23 protein-coding genes are annotated in these 23,312 nt (G+C 67.1%); 8 read left to right on the top strand and 15 right to left on the bottom strand.

What is annotated here, in order from left to right:
* Nucleotides 1-48: 48 nt before the first annotated feature.
* Entirely contained in the window at nucleotides 49-522 is a 474-nt protein-coding gene (locus BLU38_RS11650) for a MarR family winged helix-turn-helix transcriptional regulator (protein WP_091524753.1), read from the top strand.
* A gap of 48 nt (nucleotides 523-570) precedes the next feature.
* Nucleotides 571-792, top strand: coding sequence for a hypothetical protein (locus BLU38_RS11645; protein ID WP_091524749.1), 222 nt, complete (start codon nucleotides 571-573; stop codon nucleotides 790-792).
* 27 nt (nucleotides 793-819) lie between these two features.
* On the opposite strand, the gene BLU38_RS11640 is transcribed toward BLU38_RS11645, so the two are convergent.
* The 5 genes from BLU38_RS11640 to BLU38_RS11620 all read right to left on the bottom strand — a co-directional run bounded on the left by BLU38_RS11640 (nucleotide 820) and on the right by BLU38_RS11620 (nucleotide 6,165).
* Nucleotides 820-1,842 carry an ABC transporter substrate-binding protein gene (locus tag BLU38_RS11640; protein WP_091524746.1) on the bottom strand — a complete coding sequence of 341 codons (1,023 nt, stop codon included), beginning with the start codon at nucleotides 1,840-1,842 and terminating at the stop codon, nucleotides 820-822.
* A complete protein-coding gene (locus BLU38_RS11635; protein WP_091524743.1) occupies nucleotides 1,839-2,693 on the bottom strand; it encodes an ABC transporter permease in 855 nt (284 codons plus the stop codon). The genes BLU38_RS11640 and BLU38_RS11635 overlap by 4 nt, the downstream gene beginning before the upstream one ends.
* Nucleotides 2,690-3,472: an ABC transporter ATP-binding protein gene (locus tag BLU38_RS11630; RefSeq protein WP_197680083.1), complete on the bottom strand. Its 783-nt coding sequence runs from the start codon at nucleotides 3,470-3,472 to the stop codon at nucleotides 2,690-2,692. The genes BLU38_RS11635 and BLU38_RS11630 overlap by 4 nt, the downstream gene beginning before the upstream one ends.
* Before the next feature lie 218 nt (nucleotides 3,473-3,690).
* Entirely contained in the window at nucleotides 3,691-4,857 is a 1,167-nt protein-coding gene (locus BLU38_RS11625) for an NAD-dependent epimerase/dehydratase family protein (protein WP_091524735.1), read from the bottom strand.
* A 204-nt stretch (nucleotides 4,858-5,061) separates the two neighbouring features.
* Complete coding sequence (locus BLU38_RS11620; protein ID WP_091524732.1) at nucleotides 5,062-6,165, bottom strand: aminotransferase class V-fold PLP-dependent enzyme; 1,104 nt, start codon at nucleotides 6,163-6,165, stop codon at nucleotides 5,062-5,064.
* A gap of 87 nt (nucleotides 6,166-6,252) precedes the next feature.
* Between BLU38_RS11620 and BLU38_RS11615 the strand changes: the two genes are divergently transcribed.
* Nucleotides 6,253-6,753, top strand: a complete 501-nt coding sequence (locus BLU38_RS11615; RefSeq protein WP_157683395.1) for a GtrA family protein — start codon at nucleotides 6,253-6,255, stop codon at nucleotides 6,751-6,753.
* 2 nt (nucleotides 6,754-6,755) lie between these two features.
* Here the strand turns inward: BLU38_RS11615 and BLU38_RS11610 are convergent, their stop codons facing one another.
* Complete coding sequence (locus BLU38_RS11610; protein WP_091524724.1) at nucleotides 6,756-8,567, bottom strand: DUF222 domain-containing protein; 1,812 nt, start codon at nucleotides 8,565-8,567, stop codon at nucleotides 6,756-6,758.
* Between the two features lie 128 nt (nucleotides 8,568-8,695).
* Between BLU38_RS11610 and BLU38_RS11605 the strand changes: the two genes are divergently transcribed.
* Nucleotides 8,696-9,232 carry a GNAT family N-acetyltransferase gene (locus tag BLU38_RS11605; RefSeq protein ID WP_157683394.1) on the top strand — a complete coding sequence of 179 codons (537 nt, stop codon included), beginning with the start codon at nucleotides 8,696-8,698 and terminating at the stop codon, nucleotides 9,230-9,232.
* Nucleotides 9,226-10,158 (top strand): phosphotransferase, encoded by a 933-nt coding sequence (locus BLU38_RS11600; protein WP_091524717.1) that lies wholly within the window; start codon nucleotides 9,226-9,228, stop codon nucleotides 10,156-10,158. The genes BLU38_RS11605 and BLU38_RS11600 overlap by 7 nt, the downstream gene beginning before the upstream one ends.
* A gap of 20 nt (nucleotides 10,159-10,178) precedes the next feature.
* On the opposite strand, the gene BLU38_RS11595 is transcribed toward BLU38_RS11600, so the two are convergent.
* From BLU38_RS11595 to BLU38_RS11570, 6 genes are all read right to left on the bottom strand, one after another.
* Complete coding sequence (locus BLU38_RS11595; RefSeq protein ID WP_231920299.1) at nucleotides 10,179-12,539, bottom strand: glycosyltransferase family 2 protein; 2,361 nt, start codon at nucleotides 12,537-12,539, stop codon at nucleotides 10,179-10,181.
* 29 nt (nucleotides 12,540-12,568) lie between these two features.
* On the bottom strand, nucleotides 12,569-13,528 hold the full coding sequence (locus tag BLU38_RS11590; protein ID WP_091524713.1) for an NAD-dependent epimerase/dehydratase family protein: 960 nt from the start codon (nucleotides 13,526-13,528) through the stop codon (nucleotides 12,569-12,571).
* 79 nt (nucleotides 13,529-13,607) lie between these two features.
* The gene (locus tag BLU38_RS11585; protein WP_091524710.1) at nucleotides 13,608-14,636 is read right to left on the bottom strand and encodes a LacI family DNA-binding transcriptional regulator; all 1,029 of its coding nucleotides are present in this window, start codon (nucleotides 14,634-14,636) and stop codon (nucleotides 13,608-13,610) included.
* A 10-nt stretch (nucleotides 14,637-14,646) separates the two neighbouring features.
* Nucleotides 14,647-15,945, bottom strand: a complete 1,299-nt coding sequence (locus BLU38_RS11580; RefSeq protein ID WP_091524707.1) for an MFS transporter — start codon at nucleotides 15,943-15,945, stop codon at nucleotides 14,647-14,649.
* Between the two features lie 4 nt (nucleotides 15,946-15,949).
* Complete coding sequence (locus BLU38_RS11575; RefSeq protein ID WP_091524705.1) at nucleotides 15,950-16,276, bottom strand: hypothetical protein; 327 nt, start codon at nucleotides 16,274-16,276, stop codon at nucleotides 15,950-15,952.
* 30 nt (nucleotides 16,277-16,306) lie between these two features.
* Nucleotides 16,307-17,236, bottom strand: a complete 930-nt coding sequence (locus BLU38_RS11570; RefSeq protein ID WP_091524701.1) for a DUF6772 family protein — start codon at nucleotides 17,234-17,236, stop codon at nucleotides 16,307-16,309.
* Nucleotides 17,237-17,484: 248 nt separating this feature from the next.
* Here BLU38_RS11570 and BLU38_RS11565 point away from each other — a divergent pair, with 248 nt between their 5' ends.
* Complete coding sequence (locus BLU38_RS11565) at nucleotides 17,485-17,937, top strand: HNH endonuclease (RefSeq protein ID WP_091524698.1); 453 nt, start codon at nucleotides 17,485-17,487, stop codon at nucleotides 17,935-17,937.
* Here BLU38_RS11565 and BLU38_RS11560 read toward each other — a convergent pair.
* A complete protein-coding gene (locus BLU38_RS11560) occupies nucleotides 17,882-18,814 on the bottom strand; it encodes an alpha/beta fold hydrolase (protein ID WP_091524695.1) in 933 nt (310 codons plus the stop codon). The genes BLU38_RS11565 and BLU38_RS11560 overlap by 56 nt on opposite strands.
* Before the next feature lie 287 nt (nucleotides 18,815-19,101).
* On the opposite strand from BLU38_RS11560, the gene BLU38_RS11555 reads away from it, so the two are divergent.
* Nucleotides 19,102-20,598, top strand: a complete 1,497-nt coding sequence (locus BLU38_RS11555) for an MDR family MFS transporter (RefSeq protein WP_197680082.1) — start codon at nucleotides 19,102-19,104, stop codon at nucleotides 20,596-20,598.
* Between the two features lie 11 nt (nucleotides 20,599-20,609).
* Here the strand turns inward: BLU38_RS11555 and uppS are convergent, their stop codons facing one another.
* The gene (gene uppS / locus BLU38_RS11550) at nucleotides 20,610-21,383 is read right to left on the bottom strand and encodes a polyprenyl diphosphate synthase (protein WP_091524692.1); all 774 of its coding nucleotides are present in this window, start codon (nucleotides 21,381-21,383) and stop codon (nucleotides 20,610-20,612) included.
* Complete coding sequence (locus tag BLU38_RS11545) at nucleotides 21,380-22,153, bottom strand: MOSC domain-containing protein (RefSeq protein WP_172836118.1); 774 nt, start codon at nucleotides 22,151-22,153, stop codon at nucleotides 21,380-21,382. The genes uppS and BLU38_RS11545 overlap by 4 nt, the downstream gene beginning before the upstream one ends.
* A gap of 189 nt (nucleotides 22,154-22,342) precedes the next feature.
* Between BLU38_RS11545 and BLU38_RS11540 the strand changes: the two genes are divergently transcribed.
* Nucleotides 22,343-23,266, top strand: a complete 924-nt coding sequence (locus BLU38_RS11540; protein ID WP_091524686.1) for a LysR family transcriptional regulator — start codon at nucleotides 22,343-22,345, stop codon at nucleotides 23,264-23,266.
* Nucleotides 23,267-23,312: the final 46 nt, after the last annotated feature.

The following is a 23,312-nucleotide window of genomic DNA, read 5'->3' as shown; positions in this document are numbered from 1 at the left end:
TGTACCGATGTTGACCTCAAGTCGGGTTGAAGGGGTTGACTCAGCCGGATGCCGAGCACTGCGACCCCGAATGCCGACGATGCATCGAATCGCGCCGATCAACCAATCGGCTATTGGGCCGGTGAGGCGTACCGCCGGATCTCGGCTGGGCTGATCAGGTCGCTGGCCGAGGTCGGCGTCTCCCAGCCGCAGTGGTGGGTGCTGATCCGGCTCGCGGACGCGCCCCGTCCGGTACCGCGCGAGCGGGTGGTCACCGAGCTGCAGCCCTACAGCGACAACGAGGAGGGCCGCGATGTCGACCTGGACGTCGCCGATCTCGTCGACCGGGGAGCTGTACGGGACGACAACGACGCACTGACGATCACCGAAGCCGGGACGGCCCTGCTCGCAGCGGCGCGGACGAACAACGAGCGGGCCCATCGGTCGATGAGGGCCGCACTGACCGATGACGAATACGCGGCGATGATCGACGGGCTCCGGAAGATCGTCGGCGCGCTCGGCGGCGACCCAACATTCCGCTAGTCGCTAATCCGCTCGTCACTGCGCCAGGAATGCTGGACACTGATCGGCATGCCCGCAGCGAACGGATTCGACTACCAGATCCGGGGTGAAGCCGTCGTGATCACCCACCACGGTCGGCGCGCCACCGTGCTGCGGGGATCGCGCGCCGCGGACTTCCTGGTCGACCTGGAGAGCGGTGACCCCCAACTGCTGATGGCCCGGCTGACCGGCAACTACCGCCGCGGCAACGAGCGGACCGCCCGGAACCACCCGCGGAACCGGGGCCGTTGAGGCGATTCAGCGATTCCGTTCGGCGGCTCAGGATCCTTGGTGGGTTGCTGCTTCGGCGAAGCTGGTGTCGACGTACTTGTCTGCCGGCAACGGCTTGTCGTAGTCCAACGCGCCGAGCTCGATCCACATCCGTTCCATTGCGGCCAGTTGGTCCGGCAGTGGTTTGAGGTCGGAGAACCAGGTGTAGAGCGGAACCGACTTCACCTGCTCCGGGGTCTGTTCGGTGGCGTCGCCGATGATCTTGAGATTCTCCTCGGAGTAGCGCGCGTCCCCCTGCAGGTCGGCTGCCCCCTTGGCCAACGCCTGATAGAACTTCTCGGCGTCGGGCGAGGTGACGAAGTCGCCACCGAAGATGACACCGGTCCCGGAGGTGTTCTTGGGCGTGGTCCACAGCTTGACCGCGACGCCGTCGTCGACGGCCTTGTTCCAGAAGGGTGCGGAGACGAAGGAGCCGTCGATGCTGCCGGACTTGATGCCGGTCTCGATGTCCGGATTGTCCAGCGGGGTGAAGGTGACGTCCTTGATCGACAGGCCGGCGTCCTCCAATGCCATCCCGGTGTAGAAGGCGCTGGTCGCGCCGGAACCACCGAGCGCACCGATCTTGTGTCCCTTCAGGTCGGCCACTGTGGTGATCTTGCCACTGTCGTGCAGCTTCTTGGACACGATCAGCGCCGAGGCGGGCTTCTCGGTGTCGCCGTCGGACACTCCCATCGAGCCGACGACCTTGACGTCCAGGCCGCTGTTGATCGCGTTGAACATGCCGGCGGAGAATCCGACCAGGGAGGCGTCGAGCTTGCCGCTGGCCGTCAGTGGGACGGCGTCCTTGCCCGACTTGACGACCTTGAGATCGACATCGAGCCCGGCGTCGGAGAAGTAGCCCTTGGCGTCGGCGACGAACAGGGGCGCGAAGATCGGCAACGGGACGTAGCCGACGGTGATCTTCCCGCCGCCCTGGTCTGCACCGCTGCCCGCGCCGCCACTACTGCCGGAACAGGCAGCTGTTGCGAACGTCAGGGTGATCAGGATCGCCAGACTGATGATTCTCTTCATCGAGTTCCTACCTCTCGGATGCGACGGGATCTGCCGGCTGAACGCCACGGGACCATGGCGCGCTCCAGCAGGATGATCAAGCCGGTGACAACGGCGCCGATCAGCGATACGGTGATCAGGCCGACGAACATGGTGGACGGCTGGAACAGTTGCCAGGAGTTCCAGATCAGATAGCCGAGTCCGTTGTCGGAGGCGACGAACTCGACCGCGGTGATCACGATCACCGCCATCCCAGCCGCCACCCGCAGCCCCGTCATGATCGACGGGGTGGCAGCCGGCAGCAGGACGTAGCGGAACAGCTTCCAGCCGGTCGCCCGGTAGGCGCGCGCTGCCTCCAGTGTTCGGTCATCGATCTGTACGATCCCTGCCAGCGTGTTGATCTGGACCACGAAGAAGACCGAGATCGCTACCGAAAGCACCTTCGGGGTCTCGGTCAGGCCGAAGATTAACAACAGCAGCGGCAGGATCGCGATCTTGGGCAGCGCGTAGAGGGCGGTGAAGGTCGGGGCGAGCGCAGCTCGCATCGGTCGCGACAGTCCCATCAGCAGGCCGACAGCGATGCCGACGATCGCGCCGAGCACGAAACCGGAGGCCAAGCGGGCGACGGTGGCCACGACGTGCGGGAGGATCTGCCCACTGACCGTCATCTCCGCAGCTCGGACGACGATCTCCGACGGCGGGGTGAACAGCCGGCGATCGAGGACTCCGACCAGGGCCAGCAACTCCCAGATGATCAACAGCAGCACCGGTGTCAGGATCGCCAGTCCAAGATCACGGACCCGCAGCATCCGGTCGTGCCGGTACTCCCGACGGATCGCCTGATCCAGGTCGGCCGAGGTGGACCGGCTCATGCATACCTCAGCGAGTCTTGGACCTCGTCGCGCAGTGACTCCCAGATGTCCTGCTTCAGCTGGGCGAATTCGGCCGTCGCCTCGATCTCCAGCCGGCGCGGCCGTCCGAACGGTACGTCGATGACGTCCTTCACCCGACCCGGACGGGCGCTCATGATCACGATCCGATCGCCGAGCAGCAGCGCCTCCTCGATCGCGTGGGTGACCAGTACGACGGTCTTGCGCTCCCGCTCCCACAGGCCGAGCAGTTGTTCCTGCATCAGGATCCGGGTCTGGGCATCAAGCGCACCCAACGGTTCGTCCATCAACAAACAAGGCGATCCGGTGGCGAAGGCCCGCGCGATGGCGATCCGCTGGCGCATCCCGCCGGACAGTTGATGCGGATAGGCCGACTCGAATCCGGTCAGCCCGACCTCGCCGATCCAGTAGCGGGCGTGCTCGGTCCGGTCGCGTCGCGAGACGCCGGCCATCTGCTCGCCGAAGGCAACGTTGTCCAGCACGGTCGCCCAACCGAACACCCCGTGCTCCTGGAACACGAAGGCCGAGGCCGGCACCCGGCCGGCGGCGGTCAGATTCGAGGTGACCGTGCCGGTGGTGGGCGTCTCGAGCTCGCCGAGGATGCGGAGCAGGGTCGACTTGCCGCAGCCGGACGGTCCCACGACGCAGGTGAAGGAGCCGGTCGGAAGATCGAGATCGATGCCGTCCAGAGCATGCACCGGCGTGCGGCCGATGAAGACCTTCGACACGCCACGTACGGCGAACGCCTCCTGCCTGGACAATGCTCACCTTCCCGCTCGGATCCGCGATGGCGTACCCGGGGCTCGAGGTGCCGGGGAAGGCCGGAGGGCACTTTACTGACATCAGCGTCCTTCGGCGCGATTATTTGCTCCAGACCGAAACGACACGCCGCGAGCAGGAACAGATCAGGCCGAAAACAATTCAGCCGCACCGGAGTGAACCGGTGCGGCTGACTGTTGCTGCTGTGTGGTCGTCGACCTCAGGCGGTGACGGCCTCCTTGGCCGGCCGCTTCCAGGTGACGGTCGGGGTGAGCGCCTCGGTGTTCACCCGATCCTTGTGCGACGACACGATGTCGAACAGCGACTCGATCAGGGTGTCGGACAGCAGATGCGGCTTCAGGCCGAGCTCCACCAGACCGGTGTGCTTGACGTTGTAGTAATGCTCGGACTGCTCGACCCGCGGGTTCTCCAGCTTCTCGATCTGGACCGGACCGGGGAAGGCCTCGGCGACCAGGTCGGCGAGCTGTCCGACCGAGAAGGACTCGGTCATCTGGTTGAACACCCGGAACTCGCCGCGATCGGCCGGATTCTCCACGGCCAGTCGCAGACACTCCATGGTGTCCCGGATGTCCAGGAAGCCACGGGTCTGGGTGCCGTCGCCGTACACCGTCAGCGGCTCGCCCAGCACGGCCTGGATGATGAACCGGTTGAGCACGGTGCCGAAGACCGAGTCGTAGTCGTAGCGGGTGGACAGCCGCGGATCGAGCTTGGTCGCCTCGGTCTCGAGGCCGTAAACCACGCCCTGGTTGAGATCGGTGGCGCGCAGACCCCAGATCCGGCAGGCGAACTCGATGTTGTGCGAGTCGTGCACCTTGGACAGGTGGTAGAAGGAGCCAGGCTTCTTCGGGTAGAGCATCCGGTCCTTGCGACCGTTGTGCTCGACCTCCAGCCAGCCCTCCTCGATGTCGATGTTGGGCGTACCGTACTCACCCATCGTGCCCAGCTTGACCAGGTGGATCTCCGGGTTCAGCTCGGCGATCGCGAACAGCAGGTTGAGGTTGCCGATCACGTTGTTGTGCTGGGTGTAGACGGCGTGTTCGCGGTCGATCATCGAATACGGCGCGGCCCGCTGCTCGGCGTGGTGGATCACCGCGTCCGGAGCAAAATCACGGAGGGTCTCGTAGACGAAGTCGGCGTCCAGCAGATCACCGGCATAGGACGTGATCGTCTTGCCGGACACTTCCTGCCAGGCCTTGACGCGGGTCTCCAAGTCCTCGATCGGCACCAGGCTCTGCACACCCAGCTCCTCGTCGTAACCACGACGGGCCAGGTTGTCCAGCACGGCTACCTCATGGCCGGCCTGGGAGAAGTGCAGGGCTGTCGGCCACCCAAGGTAACCGTCACCGCCCAGGATCAGTACTCGCACGAAATGTCCACCTCCGCGGATCGCTTCATTTCCCTGTTGCAACATCAGTCACAAGCGTTTAGTTCTAAGCGGTCCGCCGCTCAAAACCCTTCCAGCATCGTATCTTGTTCGACTGTGTGTCCAAGTCAGGCGCGAACCGTGGGTCCGCTGTGAAAGTCCGCACGATCCGCTCAATCTGCGGCCAATTACCCCGTTGAACACGTTTCAACCGGTGACTTTCCTCAGCACCGCCAGGGTCTGCTCCACATCGTGCTCGGCGGAGAAGCCGTGGAATCCGAAGCGGAGGTTGCCATTCCGCGCCGTCGCTCGGACCCCCGCCGCGGTCAGTTCACCGACCGCACGCTCCGCGTCCGGCACCCGGAGGGTGACGATCTGGCTCGGGCGTTCCGAGCCCATCACGGCCAATCCCTGGTCCCGGGCGCCGTCGGCCAGCGCTTCGGCGAGCCTCAGACAGTGCTGTTGCAGAACAATCGGGTCCAGCCGTCCGAGCAACTCCAGGCCGGCCTCCGCAGCGGCCCAGACCGGCCAGCTCAGCGGCAGATCCAGTCGTTCGGCGCCGTCGGCGTAGCTCAACGGGCCGCCGTAGTCGCCCGCTCCTGCGCCGGCCGTCCGTGAGTTCGCCGCCAGCGGGCCCAGAGCGGTGAGTCGATCGCGCCGGACCGCCAGGTACGCCGTGCCGCGGACGCCGAGCAGCCACTTGTACCCGTGTGCCGCGACGAAGTCCGGATCGACGCCCGCCGGGATCGACAGCACCCCCGCGCTCTGGGTTGCGTCCAGGAAGAGCCGTGCGCCCACCTCGCGGCAGCGTTCGGCGATCGGGATCAGGTCGACCCGACTGCCGGTAGCCGACTGGACCACGCTGACCGACACCAGGCTGGTCCCGTCGATGATCGCCTCGCACACCCGCCCGCTGTCCAGCAACCCGTCCGGCATCGGCACGGCGGCGACGGTGACGCCGCGGCGCTCCGCCGCCAGCCACGGATAGATGTTGCTGCGGTACTCCCGTTCGCCGACGACGATCCGGCCGCCGCTGGGCACCGATCCGGCCACGGTCGCCGCGGCCTCGGCCGTCGAGGACAGCAGCGCGACCTGGTCCGCCGGCCGTCCCAGCAGCTCGGCGAACCGGCGCCGGCAGGCTTCGGCGCGTCGATCGCGTTCGGTCCAGTCCGCGTCGCCGTCCGCCCAGCGGTCCAGCTCCGCCCGTACGGCGCGCAGCACCGGCGACGCGGCCGGCGCACAACTCGGTGTCGCCAGCCAGCTCAGTCGCTCGGTGATCGGGAACTGCTGACGGAAGCCGTCGAGCTGCATCGTGGGTGACCTCCCTCGGGTGTGGTCGATCTCGGCCGCGCGCGGCGATGATTCGTGACATGACCATAGGTGCGAGACACTGGACGGGTGTCAGCAGCTACCGATGGTCCGCCCCCGGCTGCCGCTGACGCGCGGGCGAACGAGGTGACCGAGCAGGCCGGCGCCGGTCGTCCGGGACTCTTCGGCCGCTTGCTGCGGGCCGGTGCCACCTCGATGATGGCGACGATCTTGTCCCACGGCACCTATATCGCGCTGCTTGCCGCGGCGCACGCCGACGCAACCGTCGCCAGCGCCATCGCCTTCGCGATCGGCGCCAGCTTCAACTACTTCGTCGGTCGTCGACTGACCTGGGGACGGACCAACCGTCCGCATCCGGTCAAGGAGATGCTGCCGTACGTGATCGTGATCGCCGCCGGCGGTCTGGTCTCGGTCGGTGTCGCAACCCTGGTGCAGCACATCATCACGCCGATGGGGCTGACCAACACCGAACGGACCATCGTGCTGGAGATCGCCAACATCGTCAGCTACGGCGCGGTCTTCTTCTTCAAGTTCCTGCTGCTGGACAAGCTGGTCTTCCGGCACCGCTGACGTCAGGTGATCAGGTCCGCCGGTGGGAGAGGGATCGAGGAGACGGTGGCTGCGCTGGTCCAGACGAGTCGGGCGAAGGGTCCGGTGCCGAGGTCGTGGGTGCCGGTGGCGTCGACGATCAGGGTGCGGCCGTGGCCGGTCTGCCAGACGAAGAGATCTGGTTCGGGTTGGCGCACGTCGATCTCGCCGAACGTCTTGTAGCGATGTTCGGGTCGGACGAGGGGGCCGAGGTCGTGCAGTCCGGTTTGCCATCGTCGGCCGGGGACGTAGGCGATGGTGTGGTCGATGTCCATCTTCTGGCTGAGGCCGGTGCTGTTGGGGAAGCGGCTGAGTGGGTTACGGACCAGCACGGCTTCGCGGGTCCGGTCCGGGATCTCGTAGGCGTCGACGGGTGCGATCCGGGCGGGGTCGATGACGGGTTTGAGGTTGATGGTGGCGGTGTTGCCGAACCAGCGTCGGGTCATCGCGAGGGTGGCGGCGCCGAGTTCTTCGATCCGGACGGTGCCGTTCGTGTCGGTGGCGAGGTCTTCGGCGGCGCAGTGCACGTGGAAGGTGATCGGTGCCAGCAGCTTCTCCGGCGGGATAGCGCGGATGATCGCGCGGACGGCGGCATTGCAGTCGTCGGGGTGATGATTGCGCCGATGCGCCGTCTGGTTGTCGGACTGTGCCTCGACGGGGTCGGGGACCTGCCCGGGTTGGGCGGATTCGTCATGATCAATTGGCCCCGTGAGCGCAGGCTCGGTGCCGGCGCTGTCTGCTTGCGTCTCGCTGTGGTGCCCTTCGACAGGCCCAGGGACCTGCTCCGGTTCGTCATGATCAACAGCGTCGCCCGGTGTCTGCTGTCCGTCGGCCGTCGGATCGGCCGGTGCTTCGGATTCGTCGGCCGGCGGTTCGGCCTGGTGGTCGAAGGGTGCTGTCGGATCGTTGGTGGGGTAGTGCTTCGGCGCCGGGTGCGGCCAGCCGCGAGGCTCAAGGGGGTTGAATGGAGCGACGGCTTGGTCGAACAGGTCGGGTTGTTCGTGTTCGAGCAGGAGTTGTGCGGTGCGGATCGGGGCGGCAAGGGTGCCGAGGGCGACGGCGGCCCATTCGTCGGCCGTGGCGGCGTCGCGGTCTTTGATGCCGGGCAGGTCACCGGGGTGTTGGCGCAGGATGGTGACGATCCGTTCGACCATGGCTTTCAGGCGGAGGGCGTCGGGGGCGTCCATGCGGCCGTAGAAGTCGGTGAGGCCGTGATCGTTGCCTTGGCTGATCCGGAAGTAGCGGGCGCGGCGGGCCTTCTCGGCGAGTTGTTCGTAGCGTTCGGCGTCGACGGTGATCAGGGCGGCGGTGATCAGGTTTTCCAGTCGTTGTCCGGTGACGCCGGCGAGTTTGGGGAGCAGGATGTCTTCGACCTGTTCGGCCTGGGAGACGGTGATGTCGCGGGTGGCGCGGGAGATGCGTTGCGCGGTCCAGCGGGGTAGCTGGCCTTCGCGGACCCGGCCGAAGATGCGGGGGTAGCGGTAGCGGACGTCGACGGCGTCGGCGAGGAAGTAGCGCATCTTGTGCACCGACCAGCCGGTCTCGACCGCGAGCGAGGCGGTGATGAACTCGGCGACGGGTGGGGTGCCGGGGCCGCCGATCCGGATGGCGCGTTCGCCGGTGAAGGTGGTGTCGACGCTGCCGGCCAGCGGGAGTCCGTCGGTGGGGTGCAGGTCGGGCCAGAACGCGGCCAGCACGAATTGCTGGTTGTGGGCGCGGAGTGCGGTCCGATCGGCCGCCCGGAATTGTTCGATCGCGGTGGCCGCGGCGAATCCCTCCGGAGGTTGATCGAACATGCATACGATTCTAGCCGATCAAGGACTCGTCGCCTAGTGGATATCCACACGAGTTCCCTTACACACAAGGAAAAAGCCCGCAGTCAATCCGATTGACCTGATCGTTGCCAGGGCGCTACGTTCACGCCGTGACCGTCACCACGCGCGATGCGACGAGCCGGGATCAAGATCACCTGGCGCGCGCCCTCTTCGCGGCCTGGCAGTGGCGGCATCCGTGGGACGAGCAGGCGTTCCAAGATCATCGTCGATCGGGAGGTCCGGACAGCTACCTGGACGACTTCGGTCGGCGTGCCGGTGACGCCGGGATCGTTGCCGAAGAGGTCACCGATGCGGGGCCGCAGTTCGCCGGAGCGGCCTGGTATCGGTTCTTCGCTGCCGATGATCATCGCGCCGGCTTCGTCGCCGAGGACGTTCCCGAGCTGGTGCTGGCTGTCGATCATCGGATGCGTGGCCGGGGTGTCGGCAGCCGGCTGCTCCGTCAGCTGGTCGCTGTCGCGGGCCAGCGCGGGATCCGGGGGCTGAGTCTTCATGTCAGCAACGAGAACCGCGCCGCTGCCGGACTGTACCGATCCCTCGGCTTCGAGCTGCTGCACCGCCATGACGACCGCGGAGCGGTGATGTTCAGAGCGACAGTGCCAGCGGAAGATGACGTCCGGACATGCTGAGCACAGCCGACGTCGGTCGGGTGATCGAGGACGACTACGGCCGGACACCGACCCGGATCAGTTTGATCATGAGCGGTCACAACGACAGCTACCGCGTCGAGACCGACGAAGCAACGTACGCATTCCGGGTCTACGGCGAGGGCAAGTCCTGGATCCGGGGTGTCGCCGATCTCCGCTTCGAGCTCGACCTGCTGAGCCATCTGGGTGATCGTGGCGCGCCGGTGTCGACCCCGGTCGCCCGGCGAAATGGCGACGTCCTCGGCACCCGGACGGCACCGACCGGCGACCGGCACTACGCGCTCTTCACCTGGTGTCCGGGACTACCGATCGATGCCGACGAGCTGACCTTGCCGCAGGCGGCCCGGCTCGGCGCTGCGCTGGCTTCGATCCACGTTGCTGCCGACGACTTCGACAGCGAGTACGCGCGCTACCACCTGGACGAGCAGACCCTGATCCAGCGATCCCTGCGGCTGATGTCGCCTTCACTGCGGCAGGCCGACGCCGGCGATGCCCGCTTCATCACCGAAACCGCTGCCCGGATCAGCGAGCGGCTGCGTGACTTCCAGCCCGGGGCCCACGGATGGGGCATCATCCACGGCGACCCCCAGACCCTGAACTGTCATTTCACCGAGCACGGGGAGATCGCGTTCTTCGACTTCGACCATTGCGGCTTCGGGTGGCGCGGGTACGACCTCGCCTACTGCCTGCGCCACACCGGCAGCCCCGGCGACCCGCACGGTGAGGACATCCGAGCGGCCGCCGTCGACGGCTACGAATCGGTGCGGCCGATGAGCCCGGCCGAGCACGGCATGCTCGAGACGCTGGGGCGGGCGGCTTGGATCCGTGAAGGCACCGCCGGCGGCAACGGGCTGGCGCCGGCCAAACTCGCGCGATTGTTGCGCGACCCGTACGGGCCCTGGGAGTAGCCGGAACGGCCGGTGACCGCTCAGCGAGGTTGCGGTGTGCTCAACTCTTCCTCGGCGGCGGTCGATCCGGAGTGGGCAGATCGCGCGGCGTTCCGCAGCCGCCGGGTGGCGCGGTTGCCGACCCAGTCACGCAGCCAGGTGCCGATCATCACCCGGGCGTAGTTCGCGCCGTAGGTGATGCTGCCGCCCTTCTTGGACTTGCCGCTGTTCCGCAGCCGCATGGTCAACGGCACCTCGACCACCCGGGCGCCGCGGGCCATCACACCGAGCAGCAGTTCCGAGGCCTGATACTGCGGCTCGGTCAGCAGAGTGCCCTGGGCGACCTCGGCCCGCATCGCCCGGAAGCCGAACGAGGTGTCGGTGATCTTGGTCCGGGTCAGGATCGAGGCCAATGTCGCGAACACCCGAACGCCGACCCAGCGGATCTGGCTGTCGGCCTCCTCCGAACCCAGTCGGCGGGAGCCGGTGACGAAATCGGCACGGTCGGTGAGGATCGGCTCCAGCAGCTCGGGGAGTTCGTCGATCTCGTACTGACCGTCGGCATCGGTGGTGACGATGTAGCGGGCACCGCGGTCTGCGGCCAGGTGGTAGCCCAGCCGCAGCGCACCGCCCTGTCCGCGGTTGTCGGTGGCAACACAGACGTAGGCGTCGTGTTCGGCGACGACCTCGGCGGTGCGGTCGCTGGCGCCGTCGACGACCACCACGGTGGCGACATCCAGCGAGCGGCCGTCGGGCGTCGGGCAGGTCTTCGGCATCCGGTCCAGCACCGGACCGATGCCCTTCTCCTCGTTGTACGCGGCGATCACCACCACCAGTTCGGGGAACCGGACCTCACCGTACTGCTCGGAGAATCGCTGCAGCGCAGCCTGATCGGTGGCGTCGGGGTAGGCGGCCATCGCGGGCCGTTTCCGGGCGGTCAACGCACTGAACCCGATCGCAGCGGCCAGCGGGAAGAAGACCAGGCCGGGTAGCTGATACCGCCAGGAGAATTCGAAGCCGGCCGCGCCGCCGACGAGCAGCAGTCCGAAACCGACCGTGACCAACGATTCGGCGCGCAGTCCGCCGCGTCGCCGGATCGCGCCGGCGAGTCCGAGCAGCACCGCGAAGGCCAGGAACGTGCCGCGGGTGTAGCCGCCGTGCAGCTGGTAAGCCCGCAGGAAGGTCGTGAATGCACCGATGACGTGCGGATCGGTGTTGTCGAAGCGTTGGGTGACCGCATTGGCGTCGGTCGCCTCCCATCGGGTGTAGTCGTGCTCGAACTGCCATCGTTTCAACGGGACGTCATTGTGCGACGTCGTGCGGCTCCAGGCGAATCCCTTGGCAAAATCCTTGAGCACGGCGAAGATCAGATCGAACGGCTGGTGCCGGAGCACCGTCATGCCGAACTCGTGTCGCAGCTGTTCCTGGGTCGTTCCCTCCGGCAGCGGTTCGACCTTCGACCCGCTGTGGGTGTAGGCGTCCACGCCGTCGCGCTGATCCAGCGGAACGTTCGGGCACAGCTGGGTGAGGTTGGCATTGAGATCGAGTTCGTTGCACTTGGCGACCGTCGCGGCCCGGCCGTAGAGCACGTCCGAGCTCGCAGCCGACAGGCCCCAGCCGCCGGTCGCGATCCGGAAGACGATCATGTAGCTGCCGAGCAGGACGGCAAATGCGACCGCCCCGGCAACTACGCGCTTGATCATCTTCTTCCACCAGATCCGGTCCCGCCAGCGGGCACCGGCGAGGATCAGGTAGCCGAAGAACGCGATCGCGACGACCAGTCCGATGATCCGGATCGGGACGTTGAAGGCGATCAGCGCACCGGCGGTAGCCGCCTGCCAGGGCAGCGGGCCGTAGCGGCGATCGGGATCGTCATGATCATGATCCCGGTCATGTTTGGGCCGCAGTCGGTGTCGCGCGGGGATCCCCTCCGCGCGGCGGAATTTCCAAGCCAGCAACAGCCACAGTGCGCCGAGCAGGATCGCGTCCGACCAGATCTCGGCCATGATGTTCTGCTCGATGTGCAACTGATAGGCGTCCAACAGCACCGGCAGCGTGATGATCGCCGAGACGATCTTGGGCGCTCCCAGACCTCGGGAGATCCGGTACAGCACGATCGCGATCGCCAGGCCGAGCAGATGCTGGACCGCCGTGGTCAGCGCCAGGCCGGAGTTGAACAGCCGTCCGATGCTGATCAACGGCACCAGGATCAGGTCGTAGCCGACCGGATTCAGCCCGTCGACACACAACGAGTACAGATTGTTGATGTAGCGGAAGGAGTCGATGTAGAGCATCGCCGGCTGGTAGGCCAGCCAGGTGATGATCCGCATGATCAACCCGAGCGCGAGGAAGATCGAGAACAGCCGGTTGGCCGCGACCAACCGCACGAGCCGCCGCGCCAACGAGGGTCTCGAGCTGGGGTGATCGGAAGTCACGACGCCGGTTTGACCGACTCGCGGAAGTACTCCCAGGTGCCGACCAGTCCATCGGCGAACCGGACCGACGGACGGTAGCCGATGGTTTGTTCGCTGTCGGCCAGTTCGACGATCACCGCGGGCATCTCACCGGCCGGCGGATCAATGTGTTCGGCCGGGATCGGCGCGCCGGTCACCGTACGGGCGTCCTGGACCATCTGCAACACCGTCACCGACTCCCCGCCGCCGACGATGGTGGTGCCGACGTACTCCGAATCCAGGGCGCTGATCAGGCCGGCCACGATGTCGTCCAGGTGGACCAGGTCGCGGCGCTGGGTGCCGTCGCCGTAGATCTTGACCCCACCTCCGGTCAGCGCGGCGCGCATCAGGCGGGGGACGAAGCTGTCCTTGTGGTCCATTCCGGGGCCGTAGACGTTGGTGAACCTCAGCGAGCAGGTGCTCATGCCGTACGAACCGGCGTAGCCCGAGATCAGCATCTCGCTGGCAGCCTTGGTGGCGCCGTACGGGGCGAGCGGGCGGATCGCCATCTCGGTGTTGATCGTGCGGGTGCCGACGTTGCCGACCACCGCGTTGGTTGAGGCGAAGACGAAGCGCGGTACGGCATTGATCCGGGCCAGCTCCAGCAGCCGCTGGGTGACGACGACGTTCTCGGCGAAGGTGCCCTGCGGGTCCTCCTTGGACTTCAGCACGTACGTCATCGCCGCCAGATGGATGATGCCGCCGGTGTCGGCGCCGATCGCGGCCTCGCAGACCGCGTCGTCCTTCAGATCGCCGGTGATCATCTGCACCCGATCGGCACCCGGAATGTCCTTGCCGACCTCGCTGAACGGGACCTTGTCCACTACGGTCACCGGTCGCGATGCCCGGAGCAGTTCGGCCACGACGGCGCGTCCGATGAACCCCGAACCACCCGTCACCACGATCCGACCGCTGCGGGCGGTTCCCCGATTTGTCATGCCCACACGGTATCCGCCCGAGTGGCCGAACCTCGATTCGACGGGCCGCGCGGGCGTGGATCCGGCCACCCGTCCGGCACTATCGCGGCGGCTGACCGGTCGAGGACCGGACGGTCAGGCTGGGCGCCGGGTCGGTGATGACCAGGTCGTTCTCGTGCGGCTCGCGCATCTGCTCCAGCAGCCGCTCGACGGCCAACGCTCCGAGTTTGCGCATCGGCAGCGCCACGGTGGTCAGCGGCGGTCGGAGATGCTCGGTGAACCAGCTGTCATGGATCGCCACCACGGAGAGGTCGTCGGGCACCGACAGGCCGGATTCGTGGACGGCCGACAGCACACCGACCGCTGTTTCGGCGTTGACCGCGATGATGCCGCTGGGCCGGGCGCCGGTCGCCAGGTGTTCGACGACCGCGTCGTGACAGCGTTCGGCCGACCAGCCCGCCGCGAGCATCCGCCCGGTGGCATCGGGGTGCCGTTCGACGGCCCGGTCGAAGCCGTGCCGGCGCCGCTCCGACGTCGAGCCCTGGGGGGAGCCGACGAACAGCAGATCGCGGTGGCCCAGGTCGAGCAGGTGCCGGGTGGCCAGGTCCGCGGCTTCCTCGTCCTGCAGGACGGCGCCCGGGATGCTTCCGACACCGTGCGCGTTGAGCAGCACTGCCGGGATCGCGCTGATCCGGTCGAGTGGGATCGGGGTGCTTGCGTCGAAGCCGCCCTGCAGCAACAGTCCGTCGATCCGGCGAGCGGCGATCAGTTCGGCGAACAGGGCGGGACGGCGTTCGACCTCGTGCGCGTCGATCATCAGGATGAAGAAGCCGTGCGTCGCCGCCGCTTCCTGGGCGCCGTGCACGATGCCGTCGTACATCGGGCTGGTGACGCTCTCGATCACCATTCCCAGGGTGGATGTCCGGGCGTAGCGCAGCGAACGGGCTGCCGAGTTCGGGACGTAGTCGAGCTCGGCAGCCGCCGTGATGACCGCCTGCTTGGTCTCCGGACGGAGTCGGACGCTGGCATCGTTGTTCAGCACCCGTGACGCAAGCCCCGGTGACACCCCGGCCCGTTGTGCGACATCCCTGAGCCGGGCAGGTGTCGACCTGTCGCTCCGCGTCGCCATGGTCGAGATCTTAGGCGTGCTGCTCGCGGCGGAGTGTCCTTCCCCGGCGGTCCCGCATCAGGGCTGCACCGATCGCGGCGATCAACGCCACGACGATCACCAGGATCGACACCGAACCGGTCGTACCGGTGGCGGCGATCAACGCGGTTGCGACGAACGGCAACGTCCCGCCGACCAGTGCGCTGGCCAGTTCGCGGGAGATGGCGACCCCGCTGTAGCGGACCTCGGTCGGGAACTGTTCGGGCAGGATCGACGCCTGCGCGCCGAGCATGCAATGCCCGGCGATGCTGAACAAGATCACGAACGCCGCCGCGATCACCGCGAAGTTGCGCGTGTCCAACATCGAGAAGAACGGGAAGGCCATCGCCGCGATCAACAGCGCGCCGGCGATGAACACCGGGCGTCGCCCGATCCGGTCGGTCAGCAGTCCGGCGGTGGGCAGCACGACCATCGCGAAGACGTTGCCGATGATCACCGCATTGGTGCCGGTGACGGCGGGGAGGTGCAACGTGTTGGCCAGGTAGGAGACGCCGAACACCGTCGGGAGATAGCTGGACGCATTCGGGCCGATGTTCATCATCACGGCCTTGAGCAGCGGAACCGGGTGTCGGTGCAGTAGCTCGAGCACACCGACCCTGCCTGCCGCACCGCCCTGTTGGGTGTCGACGTAGACCGGCGACTCCGTGACCCGCAATCGCATCCACATCCCGAACGCGAACAGGACGACGCTGAGCAGGAACGGGATCCGCCAACCCCAGGACAGGAACTGATCATCGGGCAGCAGCGTGAACAGACCGAAGACGATCGATGCCACGATCGAACCGATCGGACTGCCGACCGTCGGGATCGCCGACACCAGACCGCGCCGGCCATCGCTGGAATGTTCGGCGGCGAGCAGCGTCGCCCCGGCGTACTCGGCGCCTGCCCCGAGTCCCTGGGCGATCCGCAACAGCACCAGCAGCAGGGGACCGCCGATGCCGATCTGCTGATAACCGGGCAACAACCCGATACAGAAGGTGGAAGCGCTCATCAGGATCAACGTGATCACCAGGATCCGGCGTCTGCCGAGTCGATCGCCGAGATTGCCGAAGATCACGCCACCGACCGGTCGGGCGAAGAAGCCCACCCCGAAGGTCGCCAGCGAGCTCAGGGTGCCCCGGACCGGGTTGTCGGAGGGGAAGAAGACCGGACCGAGCACCACGGCGCTGGCCAAGCCGTACAAGGTGAAGTCGTACCACTCCAGTGCCGCACCGATCGTGCTGGCGACGACGGCTCTACGCCGCTGACGAAACGTCGTTGTCTCCGTCATCGGATCAACCCTTGAGAACGAGATGGGTCAGGACCGTTGCCGGACTCGTCGCGGTCGCGCCCTCGACGACCAGCCGCAGCCAGCCGCCGAAATGGGTTGCCGGGATCCGGCTGATCATGGTGTCGACGCCGAGCTCGACCGCGGGCCCGATGTCCACCCAGGCCAGCCCGTCCGGGGAGGTCTGCGGTCGCAGTGACAGTGCCGGATGGTCGCCCTCGGTCTGCACGAACCAGGTGGCCTCCAACGCCCAGCCGGCTTCGTAGGGAAAGGTCTGATGATCATCGGTGATCGTCACCCGGCGATCGAGGACCGACGTGTTCGAGTTGAGCATGCTGCACTCCTGTCGTGGGGTAGCGGGCGGTCAGTCGATGGAGTAGACAACCGAGTCGAGGTAGAGGTTCACGCTGCGATCGGTGTCGGTCTCGACGAAGAAGATCGGATTGATCAGGTTGTCGATGCTCCGGTAGCGGGGCGACAGGGTCGGCGCCAGCCCGCGCAGATCGAAGACCCGGTCCTGACTCTCGAACTCGATGTACTGCCGTCGTCGGTAGTCGAAGGTGAGTCGGAGATAGAGCCAATTGATCTTGTCCGGGCTCTCGTTGTAGACCAGATCCTGTTGGCCGTCAGGGATCCACTGGTAGGCGTCGGCCGAGCCGTCGGGATGCCGCCGGCCGTACCAGAGGTTGTCGATCCCGGGCTCCTGCCAGCCGTCGGCCAGGCCGTAGCACCAATCCGCGCGGCTGACCCCGTCACGCACCTTCCAGTACTGCCAGCGCTTGACCAGTTCCCCGTTGACCGAGTTCACATAGCGCACGCCGGGCATGAAGCGGTACTCGGTGTCCTGGAGATCGAAGAAGAAGCCGAACGCGCGGATGTCCTCCTCGCCCTTGCCGGTCCGGTCCTGCTGCGGCGTGTAGGCGTACCAGGCCTCGATCTGGATCGTCGAGGTGTTGGCGATGTTCGACAGCCGCTTGATCGCGGTTCCCATGCTGCCGGCCGCCGGCGGCTCCTCGTAGCGGGCCGCGGTCGGCCGGGTGGTGAGCTTCAGCGAGTAGGTGCCCTCCATCGATCCGTGCGAGGCGGCGAACCGCATCGGGGCGGCGCTCAGCATGGACGGCGCCCAGCGCTCCAGATCGACGATGCTGGGAAACGACCGGTAATCCTCCTCGACGAAATTCGGTGTCAGGTCCATCCAGCCGTTGAAGCCGTGATCGAAGTCGTCGTAGGTGATCACCCGGTCCAACGGTTTGAACTTGCTCAGTCCACGTTCGTAAGCGAGTACGGGCTGCATCAAAGCCTCCTGGTATGACGATTTACCACACCGTCATGCACTGCCGCGACGGTGGTATAACGATTTATCAGAGCGTAACGGGGCCGCCCGAGTGATGCAAGGGGGTACGTCGCCGGTTACCTCGGAGGATGCCTTCGGTGACGATCCGGGCTCGTCCGGCCGACATCTGGGCATGTTGCGGGCAGAACCGCGGCGAAATCACGTGGCCGATGTCACCGGTCCGTCTAATATCTGCGCAGGAGGCGCGGATGACCGACGTGCTGGTACTCAACGCGAGCTATGAGCCGCTGCAGCGGGTGAGCGTGCGGCACGCCATCGGCATGCTCTACCGCCAGGTCGCCGTCGTCGAGGAAGAGGTCGACGGATCCACCTTCGGTCCCTATCCGCTGCCGCGTGTGCTCCGGCTGGTCCGCTACGTCGTGATGAAGTGGGTTCATCGCGGCACTCCGCCGTGCACCAAGGCCGGCATCCACGCCCGCGACCGGGCCTGCGCCTACTGCGGTGGCAAGGCCACCACCGTCGATCACATCCTGCCCCGATCGCGGGGCGGCGGCTCGACCTGGCAGAACCTGGTCTCCGCCTGCTCCAAGTGCAACGAACGCAAGGGCAACCGGACTCCGGGCGAGGCAGGGATGAAGCTGCGGGTCACTCCGTATGCGCCGAGTTACCTGCAGTTGAAGGCGCTTCGCGCTCGGCGGTAGCCGTCCGGGCCAATGCTGCGAGCACCTCGGGCAGCCGGACGAAGCCGCTGAAATGCCCCGATGCCGGCCACACGGTCAGCGTGCTGTTCGGCACCAGCGCGGCCTGGTCGACCGCGTGCTGGATCGGGACGTTGCGATCGTGATCAGCGGCGTAGAAGTCGACCGGGACGGCGATCTCGGTGAGGTCGAAGCCCCAGGGTTGCACGGCCAGCCACAGGTCGTAGGCCAGTCCGTCGATGCCGTTGACGGCGGCCGGCCGGAGATCGCCGACCTCGGCGGCCATCCGTGGATCGGCCTCGATCACCGCCCGATCCTCGGCCGGCATCGCTCGCAGGATGGCGGCCAGTGCGTCCCGGTCCGGCTCGGTGCCTCCCGTCATCGACTCGATGATCGGGCGGCAGGCCTCGACGCCGGTCGCGGCGGCTTCGAAGACCGGCCGATTGACGTCGTACAGGCCGGCGATCGCGTCGGGGGTGTGCAACGGGCCGACCCCGTTGGTGACCACCGCGCCGACCAGCCGCGGGTCGCCGGCCGCCGCCGTTGCCAGGGCGTACGGGCCGCCGCCGGAGACACCGGCCACCCAGTAGCGCTCCAGCCGCAGCTGATCGGCGAGCGCGCTCAGATCGCTCGGCAGGTCGGTGATCCGACGGTCGGGCTGGAACGACGACAGCCCGCAGCCGGGGCGATCGGGAACGATCAGCCGGACACCCGCCGATTCCGCCGCCGAACCGAGCCCGCTCCACATCACCCGGCAGCCGGGGATGCCGTGCAGATAGAACACCGCAGGGCCGTCGGTTGGTCCGTGTTCGTCCCAGCTGAGATCGCGGCCATCGGCCAGCCGCAGCGTGCCGGTCGGGGTGGGGAGTCGGTCGGCCATGCGGATCCTCGTTCGTTCCGGTTCGTCGTGGCTCAACCCTGACGGGACCGCGAGCCCGGGCGCAATAGGGAAAATTCCCGATGTGGGGAATAGCGATCACCCCTACCATTGCTGTTGGTTCTGGCGGTCGGTGCTGATCGGTGGATGCTGTCGGGCATCCACGTGCAGGACCTCCACTCTCAAACTTCGTTCTCGGCGTCGCTGGATGTCGAAATCAGATGGGTGTCTTCGACTACGGGGTGAAGGCACCGACCACCGGAGCCCGTGACGTATGAAAGGCCACCAGCGTGACCACCACTGACGCTTACAGCGCCGGACCCGGCGTCCCGCAGCGGATGACTGCCGGTGATCGCACGGTGATCGGCATCCTGCTGATCGCAGCGTTCGTCGTCATCCTCAACGAGACCATCATGAGCGTCGCGCTTCCGCGGCTGATGGAGGATCTGCACATCACGGCGAGCACCGGACAGTGGCTGACCACCGCGTTCATGCTGACCATGGCCGTGTTGATCCCGACCACCGGCTTCGTGCTGCAACGGCTCACCACCCGGACCGTCTTCATCCTGGCGCTCGGGCTGTTCTGCCTCGGCACCCTGCTGGCCGGGCTGGCCCCCGGCTTCGCGGTGCTGTTGATCGCTCGGATCATCCAGGCCTCCGGCACCGCGGTGATGATCCCGCTGCTGATGACCACGGTCCTGAATCTTGTGCCGCCGGCTCGCCGCGGCACCTTCATGGGCACCGTCAGCATCGTGATCGCCGTCGCCCCGGCTATCGGGCCGACCGTGTCCGGCCTGATCCTGCAGTACCTGTCCTGGCGGTTCATGTTCCTGATCGTGTTGCCGATCGCGGCCATCGCCCTGATCATCGGCATCCTCCGGCTGACCAACATCGGTGAGAAGGACGAGCATCCGATCGACATGGCGTCGGTCGCGTTGACCATTCCGGCCTTCGGCCTGTTCGTCTTCGGCCTGAACCAGTTCGGTGCCGGCGGTGGCGGCGGGGTGCCGGTCACCGCGATCGTCGCCCTGGTGATCGGGATCGCCTGCCTGCTGGTCTTCGGCTTCCGGCAGATCCGGCTGCAGCGCTCCGGTAACCCGCTGTTGGACCTGCGGGTGTTCGGTTTCACCGATTTCCGCAAGAGCCTGGTGGTGATCCTGCTCGGGATGGTCGCGATGTTCGGGATGATCTTGATCCTGCCGCTCTACCTGCAGCAGGTGCACGGTCTGAGCACCCTGGCCACCGGGCTGCTGATGCTGCCCGGCGGGATCCTGATGGCGATCATGGGGCCGATCATCGGCCGGCTGTACGACCGTTATGGCCCGAAGGTGCTGATGATGATCGGCACCGGGCTGCTGAGCCTGATGCTGGTGGCGTTCGCCGTCTCCGACGAGAACACTCCGCTGTGGCTGTTGGGTGTCCAGTACGCGCTGATGATGGGTGCCGGGATGGGCATGATCATGACGCCTGCGATGACCAACGGCCTGAACCCGCTGCCGCCGCATCTCTACTCGCACGGCAGCGCCACCCTGATGACGCTGCAGCAGGTCGCCGGTGCCGCCGGTACCGCGTTGCTGATCGCGATCATGGCGATCCGCACCGGAGCACTGGCCCGGAGCGGTGTGGACGCGTTGCACGCCCAGCTCGGCGGCATCCACGCCAGCTTCCTGGTCGGTGCAGTCGCGGCAGCGATCGCCTTCGTGCTGTCGGCCTTCGTGACCAAGTCCGCCCCGGTGGAGGGGGCCGGTCACGGCGCCTCGGAGTCGGAGCCGGTCGCAGCGCACTGAGCCGTCAGCGTTCAGCCGGCGCGGCTCCGTCGCCGGCCGAACGTGCGCAGCGCCCGCAGGAAGTCGCGTTCGGAGAAACCGGGCCAGTAGCTGTCGCAGAAGTAGTACTCGGCCCGGACTCCCTGCCAGAGCAAGAAGTTGGACAGCCTGATCTCGCCGCTGGTCCGGATGATCAGATCCGGATCGGGCTGATCGGGCTGGTACAGCCGACGGCTGATCTCGTCGGGCTCGAAGGTTGCTGCGAGCCGTTCCAGTGGCTGATCGCGATGATCGTCGAGGTAGTCCCGGAGCGCGTCGATGATCTCCTGGCGACCGCCGTAGCCGATCGCGATGCTGAGATGGCACGGAAGGCCCCGTCCGGCCGTCTTCTCGGCCGCGGACTTCAGGGCGTTCCGGGTGTTGTCGGGCAGCAGATCGATCCGGCCGGACAGGTGCAGCTGCCACCGGTTGTCCGTCCGAGCCGCGCGATCAGACAGCAATCGATCCATCGTGGACAGGATCGCCGCGATCTCCGAACCGGGCCGGCGGATCAGGTTCTCGGTCGAGGCGACGAAGACGGTGACGTGGTCGATGCCTCGGCGCTCGCACCAGCCCAGGACGTCGGTGAGATGGGCAGCTCCCGCACGATGACCGACGCTGGGATCCTGATGGCCCGCCGCACGCGCCCACCGGCGGTTGCCGTCCATCACCAGCGCGATGTGGCGCGGCCGGGGCAGGTCGCGCAATTGCCGGACCAGCCGCCACCGGTAGACCGGATCCAGGATCCGCGTCAGGGTCGAGATCATGGCAACAACTCTGCCCGATCACCGACCAGGACCGGACCCGGACGGGCCACCGTCGCCTGAACGCCGAAGATCGGGTCGCCGTACAGCTCGTCGCGCGGGGCCGACCGTCGCAGGACCTTCAGCAGCGCACCATCCCTGCTGCCGGTCTCCGGGCAGATGTCGATCACCGCACAGCGGGCGACCGGCGCCGTGATCGAGATGGTCGCGCCGCCGATCTGCACCGATCGTCCGATCCAGTCGGGCTCGGGTGTCCTGGCGGCGTCGGTGGAGTCGTCGATGACGACGGTTGCTCGCCACCGGGCCGGGTCGATCGGCGTACCCAGTCGCGCTGCGAGGTTGTCGATCGAGGTACGCGTCACCACCGTCACCGCTTCACCGAACACGACATCTCCGGGTGGGCAGGCGACCAGCAGCAGGTCGGCGCCGAGGTATCGCCCGAAGGCACCGGCCCACGGGCCGGCTACCACCTGCCCGGTCGCCGTCCGGCCCCAGTAGTCGAAGCTGACCTGGTCGTCGGTCAGTGCGACGGGCGCGGAGATCACGGTGTGGTCGGGGAAGCGGCAGCTCAGGACCGGGTCGGTCCAGTCGGCGCGGACCGCGACCAGTTCCGGATTCTGTACGGTGCGCAATGCTCGGCCGCGGCCCGGATCGACCAGGCAGAAGCGGCGGTCGCCGACCGGCCCGCCGGTGCCGAGGGTGATGGCCGGGTAGGCCAGGTGGCGGGTCCCCTTGACCGGGGCGAACCCGACCCGCTCGACCGTCCATGTCACCCGGCGCATCCTGCCACGACGGGTGCGGCAACCTGGCAACAGGCTGAGCCTGTGGCGACCGATTCCGGTCGCCGGATCGGCGGTCACGGCTGGTTCTCAGCAACCGCTCAGCGGGTCAGGCCTACCGTGGTCCCTGGATACAACTTCGAGTTGTAGGACCTGGTGACCCAAGATCGAGAAGGAGCCGGCGTGCTCAGTGGACGAGTCCCCGACCTATCGGCCATGCAGCTGTTGTCTGCGGTGGACCGAACCGGCAGTCTCTCTGCCGCTGCCCAGGAGATGGGCTACTCCCAGCAGGCGGCATCGTCACGGATGCGTTCGTTGGAATCCCAACTGGGTGCCGAGCTGGTCCACCGCAGCCCGACCGGTTCGCAGCTGACCCAGACCGGTCGGCTCGTCGCCGGTTGGGCTCAGGATGTGTTGTCGGCGGCCGAGCGGATGGACTTCGGCCTTGCCGCGCTCCGTGAACGACGGGCGACGCGGATGCGGATCGCGGCGAGTCTGACCACCTCGGCACACCTGGTGCCGACCTGGCTGGTCGAGCTGCATCGCCAACAGCTGCGGGTCGGAGCGAAGCCGACCGACGTCGAATTGATCACCGGCAACAGCTCCAAGGTCGTCGACCTGGTCCGCAACGACAAGGCCGCGATCGGCTTCATCGAGACTCCCGAGCTGCCGCGCGATCTGAAGTGCCGGGTGATCGCCGAGGACGAGCTGGTGCTGGTCGTCGCACCCGGACATCCTTGGGCTCGCCGGCGTGGCGGGGTCTCCCTGGAACAGGTCGCCAAGACCCCACTGGTCACCCGTGAGCCCGGGTCCGGAACCCGCCGCGCCCTGGAGCTCATCCTGGCCAAGGCGTTGCCGGACGCCGAAATCGCCGAACCGGCCGTGGAGCTGAGCACCGAGGGTGCGGTCAACGCCGCCATCGGCGGCGGCCTGGCACCCGGTGTGCTGAGCCGACTGTCGGTCGCCGACGAACTGGCCCTCGGCCGGCTCCGTTCGGTGAAGATCCGCGACCACGACCTGACCCGCCCACTGGCCGCGATCTGGCGCACCGGCCGCTACCCGACCCAAGGCCCCGGCCGCGACCTGGTCGCCATCGCCGCCGCCTGAGTCCCACCCGCCCCAAGAGCAACAACCCCAGCGCGATATATCAAGG

Source organism: Microlunatus soli (genome assembly GCF_900105385.1).
Lineage (GTDB): Bacteria > Actinomycetota > Actinomycetes > Propionibacteriales > Propionibacteriaceae > Microlunatus > Microlunatus soli.
This window is presented reverse-complemented; position numbering and strand designations above follow the sequence as displayed.

What these genes read in the sequence shown, in the direction of transcription:
- BLU38_RS11650 (WP_091524753.1), top strand. Translation starts at nt 49, where the DNA reads ATGCCGAGCACTGCGACCCCGAATGCCGACGATGCATCGAATCGCGCC.
- BLU38_RS11645 (WP_091524749.1), top strand. Translation starts at nt 571, where the DNA reads ATGCCCGCAGCGAACGGATTCGACTACCAGATCCGGGGTGAAGCCGTC.
- BLU38_RS11640 (WP_091524746.1), bottom strand. Translation starts at nt 1,842, where the DNA reads ATGAAGAGAATCATCAGTCTGGCGATCCTGATCACCCTGACGTTCGCA.
- BLU38_RS11635 (WP_091524743.1), bottom strand. Translation starts at nt 2,693, where the DNA reads ATGAGCCGGTCCACCTCGGCCGACCTGGATCAGGCGATCCGTCGGGAG.
- BLU38_RS11620 (WP_091524732.1), bottom strand. Translation starts at nt 6,165, where the DNA reads ATGCAGCTCGACGGCTTCCGTCAGCAGTTCCCGATCACCGAGCGACTG.
- BLU38_RS11610 (WP_091524724.1), bottom strand. Translation starts at nt 8,567, where the DNA reads ATGTTCGATCAACCTCCGGAGGGATTCGCCGCGGCCACCGCGATCGAA.
- BLU38_RS11600 (WP_091524717.1), top strand. Translation starts at nt 9,226, where the DNA reads ATGCTGAGCACAGCCGACGTCGGTCGGGTGATCGAGGACGACTACGGC.
- BLU38_RS11590 (WP_091524713.1), bottom strand. Translation starts at nt 13,528, where the DNA reads ATGACAAATCGGGGAACCGCCCGCAGCGGTCGGATCGTGGTGACGGGT.
- BLU38_RS11585 (WP_091524710.1), bottom strand. Translation starts at nt 14,636, where the DNA reads ATGGCGACGCGGAGCGACAGGTCGACACCTGCCCGGCTCAGGGATGTC.
- BLU38_RS11580 (WP_091524707.1), bottom strand. Translation starts at nt 15,945, where the DNA reads ATGACGGAGACAACGACGTTTCGTCAGCGGCGTAGAGCCGTCGTCGCC.
- BLU38_RS11575 (WP_091524705.1), bottom strand. Translation starts at nt 16,276, where the DNA reads ATGCTCAACTCGAACACGTCGGTCCTCGATCGCCGGGTGACGATCACC.
- BLU38_RS11570 (WP_091524701.1), bottom strand. Translation starts at nt 17,236, where the DNA reads ATGCAGCCCGTACTCGCTTACGAACGTGGACTGAGCAAGTTCAAACCG.
- BLU38_RS11565 (WP_091524698.1), top strand. Translation starts at nt 17,485, where the DNA reads ATGACCGACGTGCTGGTACTCAACGCGAGCTATGAGCCGCTGCAGCGG.
- BLU38_RS11560 (WP_091524695.1), bottom strand. Translation starts at nt 18,814, where the DNA reads ATGGCCGACCGACTCCCCACCCCGACCGGCACGCTGCGGCTGGCCGAT.
- uppS (WP_091524692.1), bottom strand. Translation starts at nt 21,383, where the DNA reads ATGATCTCGACCCTGACGCGGATCCTGGATCCGGTCTACCGGTGGCGG.